17 protein-coding genes are annotated in these 14823 nt (G+C 41.2%); 13 read left to right on the top strand and 4 right to left on the bottom strand.

Annotation, left to right across the window (positions count from 1 at the left end; all coding sequences use genetic code 11):
* The first annotated feature begins 5 nt into the window (after positions 1-5).
* The 11 genes from aroC to msr(D) all read left to right on the top strand — a co-directional run bounded on the left by aroC (position 6) and on the right by msr(D) (position 11990).
* On the top strand, positions 6-1172 hold the full coding sequence (gene aroC / locus O3626_RS00200; protein ID WP_371494502.1) for a chorismate synthase: 1167 nt from the start codon (positions 6-8) through the stop codon (positions 1170-1172).
* A 16-nt stretch (positions 1173-1188) separates the two neighbouring features.
* Positions 1189-2295, top strand: a complete 1107-nt coding sequence (locus tag O3626_RS00195) for a prephenate dehydrogenase (RefSeq protein ID WP_251457644.1) — start codon at positions 1189-1191, stop codon at positions 2293-2295.
* A 99-nt stretch (positions 2296-2394) separates the two neighbouring features.
* A complete protein-coding gene (locus O3626_RS00190) occupies positions 2395-2733 on the top strand; it encodes a YlbF/YmcA family competence regulator (protein WP_003014453.1) in 339 nt (112 codons plus the stop codon).
* Positions 2734-2905: 172 nt separating this feature from the next.
* A complete protein-coding gene (gene aroA, locus O3626_RS00185; RefSeq protein ID WP_371494500.1) occupies positions 2906-4189 on the top strand; it encodes a 3-phosphoshikimate 1-carboxyvinyltransferase in 1284 nt (427 codons plus the stop codon).
* Positions 4182-4667: a shikimate kinase gene (locus tag O3626_RS00180; protein ID WP_371494498.1), complete on the top strand. Its 486-nt coding sequence runs from the start codon at positions 4182-4184 to the stop codon at positions 4665-4667. Before aroA ends, O3626_RS00180 begins: the two co-directional genes overlap by 8 nt.
* On the top strand, positions 4658-5512 hold the full coding sequence (gene pheA / locus O3626_RS00175) for a prephenate dehydratase (RefSeq protein WP_371494496.1): 855 nt from the start codon (positions 4658-4660) through the stop codon (positions 5510-5512). The genes O3626_RS00180 and pheA overlap by 10 nt, the downstream gene beginning before the upstream one ends.
* Positions 5509-6825 (top strand): LCP family protein, encoded by a 1317-nt coding sequence (locus O3626_RS00170; protein WP_371494494.1) that lies wholly within the window; start codon positions 5509-5511, stop codon positions 6823-6825. Before pheA ends, O3626_RS00170 begins: the two co-directional genes overlap by 4 nt.
* A gap of 62 nt (positions 6826-6887) precedes the next feature.
* Positions 6888-8243, top strand: coding sequence for a 23S rRNA (uracil(1939)-C(5))-methyltransferase RlmD (gene rlmD, locus O3626_RS00165; RefSeq protein WP_371494492.1), 1356 nt, complete (start codon positions 6888-6890; stop codon positions 8241-8243).
* 390 nt (positions 8244-8633) lie between these two features.
* Positions 8634-8804: a hypothetical protein gene (locus O3626_RS00160; RefSeq protein ID WP_000873143.1), complete on the top strand. Its 171-nt coding sequence runs from the start codon at positions 8634-8636 to the stop codon at positions 8802-8804.
* Between the two features lie 385 nt (positions 8805-9189).
* The gene (mef(A), locus tag O3626_RS00155) at positions 9190-10407 is read left to right on the top strand and encodes a macrolide efflux MFS transporter Mef(A) (protein WP_000417519.1); all 1218 of its coding nucleotides are present in this window, start codon (positions 9190-9192) and stop codon (positions 10405-10407) included.
* A gap of 119 nt (positions 10408-10526) precedes the next feature.
* Positions 10527-11990, top strand: coding sequence for an ABC-F type ribosomal protection protein Msr(D) (gene msr(D) / locus O3626_RS00150; RefSeq protein ID WP_000420313.1), 1464 nt, complete (start codon positions 10527-10529; stop codon positions 11988-11990).
* Between the two features lie 117 nt (positions 11991-12107).
* Here msr(D) and O3626_RS00145 read toward each other — a convergent pair whose 3' ends face one another.
* Genes O3626_RS00145 through O3626_RS00130 form a run of 4 tightly spaced genes read right to left on the bottom strand, consistent with a single transcriptional unit; the run spans position 12108 to position 13352 of the window.
* Positions 12108-12407 (bottom strand): DUF5960 family protein, encoded by a 300-nt coding sequence (locus O3626_RS00145; protein WP_001072467.1) that lies wholly within the window; start codon positions 12405-12407, stop codon positions 12108-12110.
* The gene (locus O3626_RS00140) at positions 12394-12762 is read right to left on the bottom strand and encodes a hypothetical protein (protein WP_000567222.1); all 369 of its coding nucleotides are present in this window, start codon (positions 12760-12762) and stop codon (positions 12394-12396) included. Before O3626_RS00140 ends, O3626_RS00145 begins: the two co-directional genes overlap by 14 nt.
* Positions 12763-12774: 12 nt before the next feature.
* Positions 12775-13110 carry a hypothetical protein gene (locus O3626_RS00135; RefSeq protein ID WP_000806926.1) on the bottom strand — a complete coding sequence of 112 codons (336 nt, stop codon included), beginning with the start codon at positions 13108-13110 and terminating at the stop codon, positions 12775-12777.
* Positions 13107-13352 carry a hypothetical protein gene (locus O3626_RS00130; RefSeq protein ID WP_001813542.1) on the bottom strand — a complete coding sequence of 82 codons (246 nt, stop codon included), beginning with the start codon at positions 13350-13352 and terminating at the stop codon, positions 13107-13109. The genes O3626_RS00135 and O3626_RS00130 overlap by 4 nt, the downstream gene beginning before the upstream one ends.
* A 378-nt stretch (positions 13353-13730) precedes the next feature.
* Here O3626_RS00130 and aac(6') point away from each other — a divergent pair, with 378 nt between their 5' ends.
* Both aac(6') and O3626_RS00120 read left to right on the top strand, forming a co-directional pair.
* Positions 13731-14159, top strand: a complete 429-nt coding sequence (gene aac(6'), locus O3626_RS00125; RefSeq protein ID WP_002912789.1) for an aminoglycoside 6'-N-acetyltransferase — start codon at positions 13731-13733, stop codon at positions 14157-14159.
* Between the two features lie 47 nt (positions 14160-14206).
* A complete protein-coding gene (locus tag O3626_RS00120; RefSeq protein WP_070465751.1) occupies positions 14207-14815 on the top strand; it encodes a Type 1 glutamine amidotransferase-like domain-containing protein in 609 nt (202 codons plus the stop codon).
* The last annotated feature ends 8 nt before the right edge of the window (positions 14816-14823 follow it).

Here is a 14823-nt window from a genome sequence, read left to right as displayed (position 1 = left end):
GTCGTATGAGATATTTAACAGCAGGAGAGTCCCATGGACCTCGACTAACCGCCATCATCGAGGGGGTTCCAGCAGGCCTTCCTTTATCTGAAGAGGATATTAATAAAGAGCTCAAACGTCGACAAGGTGGCTATGGTCGTGGTGCTCGGATGAAAATTGAGAGTGATCGTGTCGAGATCACATCAGGGGTCCGTCATGGCTTAACCATGGGAGGTCCGATTACTCTGAATGTGACCAATCTGGATCACCAAAAATGGCTGGAGATCATGAATGTAGCACCGGTCGAAGAGAAAAAGAAAAATCTGCGTAAGATCACCAAGCCACGTCCTGGTCATGCCGATCTAGTCGGAGGGATGAAATACCGTTTTGACGATCTTCGTAACTCGCTAGAGCGTTCTTCTGCACGTGAGACGACCATGCGTGTAACTGTTGGTGCAGTTGCTAAACGGATTTTAGAAGAAATTGGCGTTGAAGTGGCCAGTCACATTGTTAATTTTGGGGGAATCGAGATTGCAATTCCCGAGAATCTAACCGTTTCAGAAATCAAGGAAAAGGCAGCGAAGTCGGAAGTTTCGATCGTTGTGCCAGAACAAGAAGAAGCTGTTAAGGCCTACATTGACCAAGTAAAAAAAGATGGCGATACCATCGGGGGAATTGTGGAAACCTTGGTTGGTGGTGTGCCTGTTGGACTAGGATCCTATGTGCAATGGGACAAGAAATTGGATGCCAAAATCGCTCAAGGGGTGGTCTCTATCAATGCCTTTAAGGGTGTTGAGTTTGGTCTTGGGTTTGAGGCACGTCGCCTAAAAGGGAGTCAAGTCATGGATGAAATCATCTGGTCTCAGGACACCGGTTATACCCGTCGCACCAATAATCTTGGTGGTTTTGAAGGGGGCATGACCAATGGTGAGCCCATTCTGGTTCGTGGCGTCATGAAGCCTATTCCGACCCTCTACAAACCCTTGATGAGTGTGGATATTGAAACTCATGAGCCTTATAAGGCGACGGTTGAGCGCAGCGACCCAACGGCTCTACCAGCTGCAGGAGTGGTGATGGAAGCAGTGGTCGCAACGGTCCTTGCGACAGAAGTGCTTGAAAAATTCTCATCCGATAACTTGGAAGAATTGAAAGAAGCTGTTGCTAAGCACCGGGAATTCACGAAGAATTTTTAAGAGAAAGAGTTTTCCTTTGGAGAAGAAAGTTGTATATATTGCAGGCTTGGGCTTGATTGGTGCATCCCTCGCGCTAGGCATTAAGAGGGCCCATCCACATGTGACCGTTCTTGGTTACAATCGTAGTGAAGCCTCTCGAACCATCGCCCTTGAAAGGGGAATGGTGGATCAAGTGACGGATGATTTCGAAGCCTTTGCCCCTTTAGCGGATATTATTATTTTGGCGCTTCCGATTAAGCAAACCAAGTCTTACTTAGAAACCTTAGCTGGCCTGAATTTGAAAGACCAGGTACTGGTGACAGATGCAGGCTCTACCAAGGCAGAAATTGTCGCACAAGCTGAAAAATTGTTTACAGACAAGGATGTACGCTTTGTGGGAGGACACCCCATGGCTGGTAGTCATAAGACAGGTGCTGCAGCAGCAGATGCCACCTTATTTGAGAACGCTTATTATATTTTTACCACTTCCAGCTTGACGACAGGGGGTGCCATGGAAGAGTTGAAAGAGCTTCTGAGTGGATTGGGATCTCGATTTATTGAAATCGATGCCGAGGAACACGATCGGGTGACTTCCCAGATCAGCCATTTTCCTCATATTTTAGCCTCGACACTGGTCGAGCAGGCCGTAGCTTATGGGGAAGAGCATGAAATGACCCGTCGTTTTGCGGCTGGTGGCTTTCGGGATATGACACGGATTGCGGAAAGTGAGCCAGGCATGTGGACTTCTATTCTCTTATCCAACCCTCAAGCGATATTAGAGCGGATTGCAGATTTCAAAGAGCGTTTGGATCAAGTGGCTGAGACCATTCAAGCAGATAATGAAGAGGCTATTTGGACCTTTTTCCATGAAGGGCGGAAACACCGAAAAGAAATGCAGATCCATCAGCGTGCGGGACGTGATAGTGCCTATGATCTCTTTATCGATGTCCCCGATCAGGAAGGTGTGATCCTCGAAATCTTACAACTCTTACAAGGGATTTCCTTGGTTAATATTCACATCAATGAAGAAAATCGGGAGGATATCCACGGGATTTTGCAGCTGACCTTTAAAAATGCAGAGGATCAGGAGCGGGCTCAAACATTGATTAGCCAGGCGACGTCTTATACCGTCCTTGCTCGCTAGGTCTAAAGAAGGATTTGCGTCAAAAGGCCGCTTCATTTTAGGAATATTGAAGGAAAAGCAGTATAATAGAAGTATCTTATCAGTAAAGGAGCCTAGAAAATGGCAAATATTTATGATGTAGCAAACGAACTCTCTCGGACCCTGCGAGACCTTCCTGAATACAAGGCTGTCGTAGAAAGCAAGCAAGCGATCGAAGCAAATCCAGAAGCGAAAACGCTATTTGACGAATACGTCGCTTTCCAAAATCAACTGCAAGGCTTGATGCAATCCGGTCAACTTCCAACAGAAGCTGTGCAACAAGAAATGAAGGACTATATGGAAAAAATCCAAGCAAGTCCGATTGTGAATGAATTTTTCACTAAACAACAGCAATTGTCTATTTATCTTGCAGATCTTGAAAAGATTATCTTTGAGCCGATTCAAGATTTATACAAATAAGAACCACTACCAGAGTTGTCATTTCGACTCTGGTATTTTCGTTCGCCACTAGAAGAAAAGAGGCTCAAAAAAAGCTAGGAAACATTCGTTTTTTGTTCCAAATTTTTGATCAAAAATTGAATTCATGTCCTATTTATGATAGAATATGTGGAAAAGCACTCTGGAGATGGCAATGAAATTAAGAACCAATAGCAAGGGTCTAAAGGGAACCATTCGAGTCCCTGGTGACAAATCCATCAGTCACCGATCCATTATTTTTGGAAGTCTTGCAAAGGGCGAAACCAAGGTCTATGATATCTTGCGAGGCGAAGATGTGCTTTCTACCATCCAGGTGTTTCGAGACTTGGGAGTTTCTATCCAAGATGATGGGGATGTGATTCGGATTCAAGGAGTAGGCTTTCAAGGTCTTCAAGCTCCGACGGTTCCCCTTGATATGGGCAATTCAGGAACGTCTATTCGTTTGATCTCAGGTGTACTAGCAGGTCAGGATTTTGCAGTGACCATGGTTGGAGACGACAGCCTTTCCAAACGGCCCATGGATCGTGTCGCGATTCCACTGCGTCAGATGGGGGTAGAGATTGCTGGTCAGGGAGAGCGCGATTGCCCGCCTTTACATGAAAAAGGCACCCATCAGCTTCAACCCATTCATTACCGTTTGCCAGTGGCATCGGCTCAAGTCAAGTCAGCTCTCATTTTTGCTGCTCTACAGGCTGAGGGCGAATCGAGGATTATCGAGAAAGAAAAGACGCGTGACCATACGGAGGATATGATTCGCCAATTTGGCGGAGAAATCCAGGTAGACGGAAAAACCATCTGCATCCAAGGTGGACAAGAGTTCCAAGGTCAAGAAGTCATCGTTCCTGGAGATATTTCCAGTGCAGCCTTTTGGTTAGTGGCTGGCCTCATTCTGCCAGATAGTGTGATCAAGATTGAAAATGTTGGCATCAACCAAACGCGGACAGGGATTCTCGATGTGATACAAGAAATGGGGGGAGATCTCACCATTGAGGATCGCGATGAAAAAGCGGTCTCTGCAAGTCTCACTGTTAAGACTTCGTCCTTAAAAGGGATTCGGATTGATGGGGAGTTGATTCCACGCTTGATTGATGAATTGCCGATTATTGCTTTACTAGCGACACAGGCAAATGGTCAGACCGTGATTGCGGATGCTGAGGAGCTTCGTGTGAAAGAAACGGATCGCATCCAGGTCGTAGCAGATAGCCTCAATGCCATGGGAGCCACTGTCGTGCCAACGGAAGACGGCATGGTCATCACTGGACCGACACCTCTACATGGAGCTGATTTAGAGACCTTTGGAGACCACCGAATTGGGATGATGGCTGCCATTGCTGCCTTATTGGTGAGTGAAGGAAATGTGATGCTGGATCGGGCAGAGGCCATTAACACCAGTTACCCTAGTTTTTTTGAAGATTTGGAGACCTTACTGCATGGCTAAAATTTTACTTGGTTTTATGGGAACAGGTAAAACGACCGTTGGTCGCATTCTTGATCCAAAGTTCCATGATATGGATGAATTAATTGTTGAAGAGATCGGTATGTCAATCAATGACTATTTCGCAGTGGAAGGAGAAGCTGCCTTTCGTCGTCGCGAGGCTGAAATGCTGGAACGTTTATTGGAAAACGAGGCAGCCATTATTTCCCCTGGTGGCGGGATTGTCGTCAATCCTCATAACCGTGCCCTCTTGGAAAAAAATCCACACAACATTTATTTGCGCGTGGATTTTGAAACCTTGTACAGTCGCATTCAAAATGACAAAGTTATGCAACGCCCCCTCTTTTTAAACAATACCAAAGAAGAATTCAAGAAGATTTTTGATGGCCGTTTGCCTTTGTATGAAGCGATTGCTACCCATATTGTGGATGTTGAGGACAAAACACCTGACGAAATTGCGGAGATTATTCGATGCTTGTAGGCTATCTAGGTCCCAAGGGATCTTTTACCCACGATGTGGTGACTCATAGTTTTCCAACTTCTGAACGCATCGCCTATCGAACGATCACAGATGTTATTAAGGCCTATGAAAATCAAGAAATTGATTTTGCAGTCGTCCCCGTTGAAAACTCTATCGAAGGCAGTGTCCACGAGACCATCGATTACCTCTTTCACCAAGGGACCATCCAGGCCGTTGCAGAAGTGATCTATCCCATCAAGCAACAGCTCTTGGTGGCTAGAAAAGATCAGCCTATTCGAACGGTCTATTCGCATCCACAGGCCTTGGCCCAAGGGAAGGCTTTTCTAAGGGCCCATTATCCAGATGTGGCCATGGAAATGACGGCTTCAACAGCCTATGCAGCCCGCTATGTAGCAGAACATCCAGAATTGGAGATTGCAGCTATTGCCCCTCTGGCAGCAGCAAGTGAGTACGGTTTGGAAGTCCAGGCCAAAGACATCCAAGAAATCGAGGACAACTACACGCGTTTTTGGATTTTAGGGGCAAAAGAGCCCTTGATTTCAGAAACTTTGAATCTTTCGAGTCAAAAGATTAGCTTGGCTTTAACCTTGCCAAGTAATCTGGCAGGAGCCCTCTATAAGGGTTTGTCCACCTTTGCTTGGCGGGGAATCAATTTAACCAAGATTGAAAGTCGCCCCCTAAAAACAGCTTTAGGAGAATACTTTTTCATTATTGACCTCCTAAATGAAGCGCCTGATCTAGTGCAGTTTGCCTATCAAGAATTAGACAGTCTGGGTATTCAGACAAAAGTCTTGGGTCAGTATCAGGTCTATACCATAAAAGATAACGGAATGGAGAAAAGATGAGTAACGAATCCAACTTTCTATCTCACCATGAGCGAAAGCGATTAGAGTACTTATACTCAAATTTTCATTATTTGAATGAACGAGAACAACTAGAATACAATTATTTGCTCAAAAAAAGTCAAGGAGTTTATGAGGAAACAGAACCCCTTCAACAGCCTGAAGTAGCTGCTACTGAAGAAGTGCAAGGGGAGATTGCTGAACCGATTGGTGACCTTCCTGTTTACCAATCACGTAGCAAAAAAACAAAGAAAAAAGCAGTCGCTGCGACGAGCGATCTACCTAAGAAACCACGGAAAAAGATCCGCGTCAAACGGATTCTCAAGTGGCTTGCTCTCTTTTTCTTGCTCATTATCGGCGGCATGGTCTTCATGTTTGTGAAAGGCCTCAACAGTAAGCCGACAGGTCCAGATGCCAAACCGGCTGTCGTTGAGAAATTTAACGGCAAGAAGTCGCGAGATGGGGTCAATATCCTGATTTTGGGGACAGATGGTCGGATCGGTGAGAAGTCAGATGAGACACGGACAGACTCCATCATGGTGGTCAATGTCAATAACAAAGAAGGCAAGATCAAGATGGTCAGCTTCATGCGGGACACACTGGTCCATATCGATGGTGTCAGCCAGCAAAATATTCCTGAATATGATGGCTACTACGACCAGAAGCTCAATACTGCCTTCACCATCGGGGAGCAAAATAACAACCAAGGGGCTGAATTGGTGCGTCAGATGCTCAAAGATAACTTTGACATTGACATCCAATATTACGCCATGGTCGATTTCAAGACCTTTGCGACAGCGATCGATACCCTCTTCCCAAATGGGGTCGAGATGAATGCGCAATTTTCAACGGTTGATGGCGAAAAAGTCAGTGAAGTAGAAGTACCAGATGATTTAAACATGAAAGACGGTGTCGTTCCGCAACAAACCATCAAGGTTGGAAAACAACGGATGGATGGCCGGACTCTTCTCAATTACTCGCGTTTCCGTAAGGATGATGAAGGGGACTTTGGCCGAACCCGTCGCCAGCAAGAGGTCATGTCTGCTATCATGCATCAGATCAAGGATCCAACCAAACTCTTTACGGGATCAGAAGCCCTTGGGAAAGTCTTTGCTATGACGTCTACCAATGTACCTTTCTCCTTCCTATTGACCAATGGACTTAGCCTAGTTGGTAGTGCTGGAAAAGGAATTGAACGAGTGACCATTCCAGAAAATGGGGATTGGGTCGATGCCTACGATATGTACGGGGGCCAAGGCTTGCTCGTCGATTTCGATGCTTATAAAAAGAAATTGTACCAAATGGGACTGAGATGATATAATAAGGGGATAGGAGTTTTGGACTCCACCCCTTTTAATTTGTAGAAAGATAGAACACCATGTTAAAGAAAAATGAAATTGTAACCGTTGAGATTGTTGATTTGACCCACGAAGGAGCAGGAGTGGCTAAGGTCGATGGCCTGGTCTTTTTTGTGGAGAATGCCCTACCAGGAGAAGTGATCCGCATGCGCGTGCTTAAAGTCAACAAAAAGATCGGTTATGGAAAAGTAGAGGAGTACCTAGAAAAATCGCCTCACCGCAATGAAGAGCTTGATCTTGCCTATCTACGAAGCGGAATCGCCGACTTGGGCCACCTAGCTTATCCGGAGCAACTGAAATTCAAGGCCAAGCAGGTCAAGTATAGCCTCTACAAGATGGCGGGAATCACTGATATGGAAGTGCCCCTGACCTTGGGGATGGACCATCCTGTCCAATACCGCAACAAGGCCCAAGTCCCTGTTCGTCGGGTCAATGGTCAGGTCGAGACAGGCTTCTTTCGGAAGAACTCCCATGATTTGATGCCGATTGAAGATTTCTATATCCAAAATCCAGTCATTGACCAAGTGGTCTTGGCGCTTCGGGATTTGATTCGTCGTTTTGACCTCAAGCCTTATGACGAGAAGGAACAGTCTGGCTTGATTCGTAACCTTGTCGTTCGTCGAGGACATCATTCTGGAGAAATCATGGTCATTTTGGTCACCACTCGTCCCAAGATTTTCCGTGTTGACCAGTTGATCGAGCAGTTGATTAAGCAATTCCCAGCCATCAAATCCGTCATGCAAAATATCAATGACCAGAATACCAATGCCATTTTTGGAAAAGAATGGCGTACGCTTTATGGTCAAGACTATATTACGGATCAAATGTTGGGAAATGATTTCCAAATCTCTGGACCCGCCTTTTACCAGGTTAATACTGAAATGGCAGAGAAGCTCTACCAAACAGCCATTGACTTTGCGGAGTTAAGTGAAGATGATGTGGTGATTGATGCCTACTCCGGAATCGGTACCATTGGCCTATCAGTTGCCAAGCATGTCAAGGAAGTTTATGGAGTAGAAGTCATCCCCGAAGCAGTAGAAAATAGCCGGAAGAATGCTAGCTTAAATGGCATTACCAATGCCCACTATGTCTGTGATACAGCAGAAAATGCTATGAAGAATTGGCTCAAGGAAGGCATCCAACCAACTGCCATCCTGGTCGATCCACCACGCAAGGGCTTGACCGAAAGCTTTATCAAAGCAAGCGCCCAAACAGGAGCTGAACGCATCGCCTATATCTCCTGTAACGTCGCAACCATGGCACGTGATATCAAACTCTATCAAGAGTTGGGCTTTGAATTGAAGAAAATCCAGCCGGTGGATCTTTTTCCGCAGACGCATCACGTGGAGTGTGTTGCTCTGCTCGTAAAAGCTTAGAAACCTTTGAACGAAAGGGATAATGAAAGCCTTGATTGCAAGGCTTTTTGCTTTATGGTGGGTAAGTATCAGAGTGAGAAAATTTTTGGAATGAGTAGAAGTGATAGCTAGAAATTATCAGTTTCTATTTCCATTTACCCTGTGGGTACGTGTTTGTTTCCATTGACAAGGAGTTTGTGGGAATAGAAATGTACCCACCTTGTTTGAATCAAGTGAAGTGTAGTTGAAGGAAATCTGTTGAAAGCAATACTTCATTTTACCGAATAAGTAATAATTTAGGCAACTTCAAATCGATTAAAAAAAACTATTTTAAAGGTTAAGAGTAGACAAAAATTGTCCACTCTTTTTTGCAAACTCAATTTATCAATAAATGAAATGAGGGAATGTAAAATGAAATATTTTGAGGTTGAGTTAGAAAATCCTGATGAATTTTTAAAACTACAAACAGAAGATTTTGTGAAAGCTAATCGCTTGCTACTAAGGAAGATAATCCAGAGCGTTACAGTCTATGAAGAAAACTTCGTCATATCCTTTAAATCTGGCATCGAATTGGAAGTATGAGTCTCATTCCATAACTTTTATATTGAACATATCATCTTGTTGTGTTATACTATAAATTGATATAAACAAAGATGTAGGAGGAACCGAAACTATGACAGCCTCAATGCGTTTAAGATAAGCTGGCAATAAAAAAAGCAGAATCTATACCCGATGATAGGCTTTTTTGTTGTGCTTATTTATACGATATTGAGCATTCATTAGTTACGGTGAGGATATTGGTTATTTAACTATACCTTTATTTAACTATGTCTTTAATATGAATGTTTCCAAATTGTATGTATGCAGACCAAAAGCCACATTGTGGGGTTTGGCCTGCATTTTTTATTGCCTAGAATGCTATTCAAAATAGAAATTCAAGCAAAATAATATGCAGGAGATAATATAAATGGAAAAATACAACAATTGGAAACGAAAATTTTATGCAATATGGGCAGGGCAAGCAGTATCATTAATCACTAGTGCCATCCTGCAAATGGCGATTATTTTTTACCTTACAGAAAAAACAGGATCTGCGATGGTCTTGTCTATGGCTTCATTAGTAGGTTTTTTACCCTATGCGATTTTGGGACCTGCCATTGGTGTGCTAGTGGATCGTCATGATAGGAAGAAGATAATGATTGGTGCCGATTTAATTATCGCAGCAGCTGGTGCAGTGCTTGCTATTGTTGCATTCTGTATGGAGCTACCTGTCTGGATGATTATGATAGTATTGTTTATCCGTAGCATTGGAACAGCTTTTCATACCCCAGCACTCAATGCGGTTACACCACTTTTAGTACCAGAAGAACAGCTAACGAAATGCGCAGGCTATAGTCAGTCTTTGCAGTCTATAAGCTATATTGTTAGTCCGGCAGTTGCAGCACTCTTATACTCCGTTTGGGATTTAAATGCTATTATTGCCATCGACGTATTGGGTGCTGTGATTGCATCTATTACGGTAGCAATTGTACGTATACCTAAGCTGGGTAATCAAGTGCAAAGTTTAGAACCAAATTTCATAAGGGAGATGAAAGAAGGAGTTGTGGTTCTGAGACAAAACAAAGGATTGTTTGCCTTATTACTCTTAGGAACACTATATACTTTTGTTTATATGCCAATCAATGCACTATTTCCTTTAATAAGCATGGAACACTTTAATGGAACGCCTGTGCATATTTCTATTACGGAAATTTCCTTTGCATTTGGGATGCTAGCAGGAGGCTTATTATTAGGAAGATTAGGGGGCTTCGAAAAGCATGTATTACTAATAACAAGTTCATTTTTTATAATGGGGACCAGTTTAGCCGTTTCGGGAATACTTCCTCCAAATGGATTTGTAATATTCGTAGTTTGCTGTGCAATAATGGGGCTTTCGGTGCCATTTTATAGCGGTGTGCAAACAGCTCTTTTTCAGGAGAAAATTAAGCCTGAATATTTAGGACGTGTATTTTCTTTGATCGGAAGTATCATGTCACTTGCTATGCCAATTGGGTTAATTCTTTCTGGATTCTTTGCTGATAAAATCGGTGTAAATCATTGGTTTTTACTATCAGGTATTTTAATTATTGGCATTGCTATAGTTTGCCAAATGATAACTGAGGTTAGAAAATTAGATTTAAAATAAACAATATTGGAGGAATATTTATGTATCTTATTTTCATGTAACTCTTCCTGCTAAAATCGCAGGGTTTTCCCTGCATACAAGCAAATGAAAGCATGCGATTATAGACAGGAGGAAATGTTATGGAATTAATATTAAAAGCAAAAGACATTCGTGTGGAATTCAAAGGACGCGATGTTTTAGATATAAATGAATTAGAAGTATATGATTATGACCGTATTGGTTTAGTAGGAGCAAATGGTGCTGGAAAAAGCACTTTACTCAGGGTACTTTTAGGAGAATTAACTCCCCCAGGATGTAAAATGAATCGTCTGGGTGAACTTGCCTATATTCCCCAGTTGGACGAAGTAACTCTGCAGGAGGAAAAAGATTTTGCACTTGTAGGCAAGCTAGGTGTTGAGCAATTAAATATACAGACTATGAGCGGTGGTGAAGAAACAAGGCTTAAAATAGCACAGGCCTTATCGGCACAGGTTCATGGTATTTTAGCGGATGAACCTACGAGCCATTTAGACCGTGAAGGAATTGATTTTCTAATAGGACAGCTAAAATATTTTACAGGTGCACTGTTAGTTATTAGCCATGACCGCTATTTTCTTGATGAAATAGTAGATAAAATATGGGAACTGAAAGATGGCAAAATCACTGAGTATTGGGGAAACTATTCTGATTATCTTCGTCAGAAAGAGGAAGAACGTAAGAGCCAAGCTGCAGAATACGAACAATTTATTGCGGAACGTGCCCGATTGGAAAGGGCTGCGGAGGAAAAGCGAAAACAGGCTCGTAAAATAGAACAGAAGGCAAAAGGTTCTTCAAAGAAAAAAAGTACTGAAGACGGAGGGCGTTTAGCTCATCAAAAATCAATAGGAAGTAAGGAAAAAAAGATGTATAATGCTGCTAAAACCCTAGAGCACAGGATTGCGGCCTTAGGAAAAGTAGAAGCTCCGGAAGGCATTCGCAGAATTCGTTTCAGGCAAAGTAAAGCATTGGAGCTCCATAATCCATACCCTATAGTCGGTGCAGAAATTAATAAAGTATTTGGGGATAAGGCTCTGTTTGAAAATGCATCTTTTCAAATTCCGTTAGGAGCAAAAGTGGCGTTAACTGGTGGTAATGGAATCGGAAAAACAACTTTAATCCAAATGATCTTAAACCATGAAGAAGGAATTTCTATTTCGCCTAAGGCAAAAATAGGTTACTTTGCACAGAATGGTTACAAGTACAACAGTAATCAGAATGTTATGGAGTTTATGCAGAAGGATTGTGACTACAATATATCAGAAATTCGTTCAGTGCTAGCATCTATGGGGTTCAAACAGAACGATATTGGAAAAAGTTTATCTGTTTTAAGCGGTGGAGAAATTATAAAATTGTTGCTTGCTAAAATGCTCATGGGTAGATATAACATCCTAATAATGGATGAACCCAGTAACTTCCTTGACATACCAAGTTTAGAGGCTTTGGAAATACTAATGAAGGAGTACACCGGAACTATCGTGTTTATCACCCACGATAAACGATTACTCGAAAATGTAGCAGATGTAGTTTATGAAATTAGAGATAAGAAAATAAATCTGAAACATTAAATTTAAGGTAGTCGCTGGTCAGTATAGTCTGTTCTGGTTGGCGACTCCATTGTTAAAGAGTATAAAGACTTTAGATTTTATGAATATTAAAAATAGGAACAGTCAATTGAACTGCTCCTATTTTTCTGCTAAATATATTGTAGTTTTCTTATATGTATAATGATAGATTAGCGGATTCTCATCTACGGTACTTACTTCAAATATGAAGAAGTGATCGCGGTTATCTCTGGACTTTTCCTTATTGAGGACAAAGTAATTCTTACGTGAAGTCGCCATTGTTTTTAGGATATCATCAGTTAGGAAGGTCAATGGAATATTCATGTTAGAGTAGCGGTAGAAGTCACGTTCAAAATCTTGGTAGCTCTCGCTATAATAGTCCATTTGTAGGTGATTACGCTGAAACTCAAGCTGATTCATAGAGCACCTCCTCGACAAGTTCAATACTAATAATGTCTTTTAATTTCAAATTGATGTGACCTGTTGTAGTTTTTATCAAAATGAAATCTTTGGTCAGACTTGGTATTGTTCCAGTGTAGGAAACACGCTTGTTTTTTTCAATCACTTGAATGCGTGTGCGTAGCTGCCCGGCGTATACTTGACTGAGGAGTAATAATTTCTTCTCTAGTGATAAGTCAGACATGTACGTTACTTTGTTTGTATCATCAGAGAGTGCTGATGCATGTTCAGATAGGAAAAAGCCCATCCATTTTTGCATCTTTGTATCCTGGTACTCTCTTGCTGATTGAAATGGTAAATATGAACGGTCAATCATATCAAATCCTTTCTATGCAGAGGCAAGGGTATTTTTATCAAATTGAATCGTAAAACCTTGAATTCCCCCACCTGTGTAACATTCTTTAAAGCGATTGATTACCTCAGTATAGATTATCACAGATGAGCTTGTTGGCTTAATGCTAAATGTAAATTCCAATGGTAATCGGTTTTCAGATTTAGCATGTACTAGTCGTATCGATATTTCAGTTGTTTTGAGTTTTCTCTGACGAAGTTTTGAAGTTGCTGTTTCAACGATTCCATGTAAAAATCTTTCAAGCATTTCAATATCATTACATCCTTTGCTACGGATTTCTGAAAATTGTACTGTATTTTTTTCTTGTTTCATTTTAATCCCTCCAATCCACCCGCGGAATGACCACCGATAAGTTTACTGCGTTCAATATTTCTGGAACCTTCAGTTAGGACGGTTCCTTTTTGTATGGCTAAAAAACCAAACTGTTCTCTGACAACATCAATAGCTGTCTGAAGTCTATTATCTTTTTCAATTTGTTCTACATCATCAAAGAGTGATAGTAGAGTATAGCTTTCATCTACGAAGCCACTATAAGATACACCAATTTGTCTCACTGCACCAGAGGTGTATTTTTTCGGAATAATACAAGTACATGACTCACCATTGTTTTGGGGAGATTTGCGGGTTCAATTTTATTCTGAGCATTTATAGATTTTTTCATCTCAGTCCTAGAATAGCCAATATGAATAGAAACGACAGTAGTCAATACTAGGGCTACTGTTCCGTTCCACAGTATCATTTAAAAATCATTTTCACACCCTTTCGTCTATTAGTATAGAAGAAAGCTCTCAGCACAAGTTGAGGCAGTATCACTGCTCTTCCAATCTGAGACAGCGATAAATAGAAGGGGATGGTATTGGTGTCAATCAATGAGTAACAAAGTAACAGCATGATTTGAAACATTTGCCTGTAATTTGCGGAGGAACATCAATATGGATGGAATAACAAAAGATTCTATAAAAACGGCTAAACTAATGAAACAATTATGGCCCCAATTAACCGATAAAGAAGCTATTGATGAAGTAAAAAGATATACGAATGGCAAAAATACTGCAATCTTTACTGAAGTTGAAGGTGACACAATTGTAGGTCTAGCACTATGTTCACTCAGATTTGATTATGTTGAAGGTTGTAAATATAGTCCTGTTGGATTCTTAGAAGGGATTATTGTCGACGAGGAATATCGTTTAAAGGATATTGCTAAAAATCTCTGTACAAAATGTGAGGAATGGGCGAAAAATAAAGGATGTAAGGAATTTGCAAGTGACTGTACTTTAACGAATACGGATTCTATAAGATTTCATCTCAATATTGGATTTCAGGAGGCAAATAGAATTATTCATTTTAAGAAGAAATTATAATTTCAGTACGTGGTCAAAATTTATGTATCTTTAGGAAGTGTGAAAGATTGGACGAACAAATTTTTTTGATGGGTGGAAATCCGCCGATAAAGAACCATACGATTGTTCATAAAATTGTGTCATCAAGGAAGATTGGAAGACTTGTTATTTTTACAGTTTATCGAGAAAATTGGGAACCGTATATGAATAAGTACACGGAAGTTTTCCAAAGTCAACTTCCTAATCTAAACACTGATTACTTACTTTTGGACTCTGAGCAGGTTGATTTTGATAGCTATTTAGATGCTGATCTAATTATCATCGATGGTGGAAATACAGAAAAGTATCTAGCTACTTATGTCAATCAAGAGTTCAAAAATTATATCAAGCATATGCTGAATAAAGGGGCAAAAGTTATGGGATTTTCTGCAGGAGCCCTATTATTAGGAGAAAAGGTCTATATCTCACCTAATGATAATTCAGATCATCAGATAAAGATAAAAAATGGATTAGGACTCTTTAGTCAGTTTTTAATTAGTGTCCATTATGATTCCTGGAATGATAAAGCTAATAAGGATAGAGCTGAAGAACTCGTTAATGTTCCCATAATTCCACTAAATGATCATTCCTGTCTTGTATTAGATAAACTTGGAAACATTATTGAGAAAATTGACTAGTTTTAATC

This window comes from Streptococcus sp. 20925_1_77 (assembly GCF_041432125.1).
Lineage (GTDB): Bacteria > Bacillota > Bacilli > Lactobacillales > Streptococcaceae > Streptococcus.
Note: the sequence above shows the minus strand (reverse complement) of the source record. Positions and strands in the feature narration are given on the sequence as shown.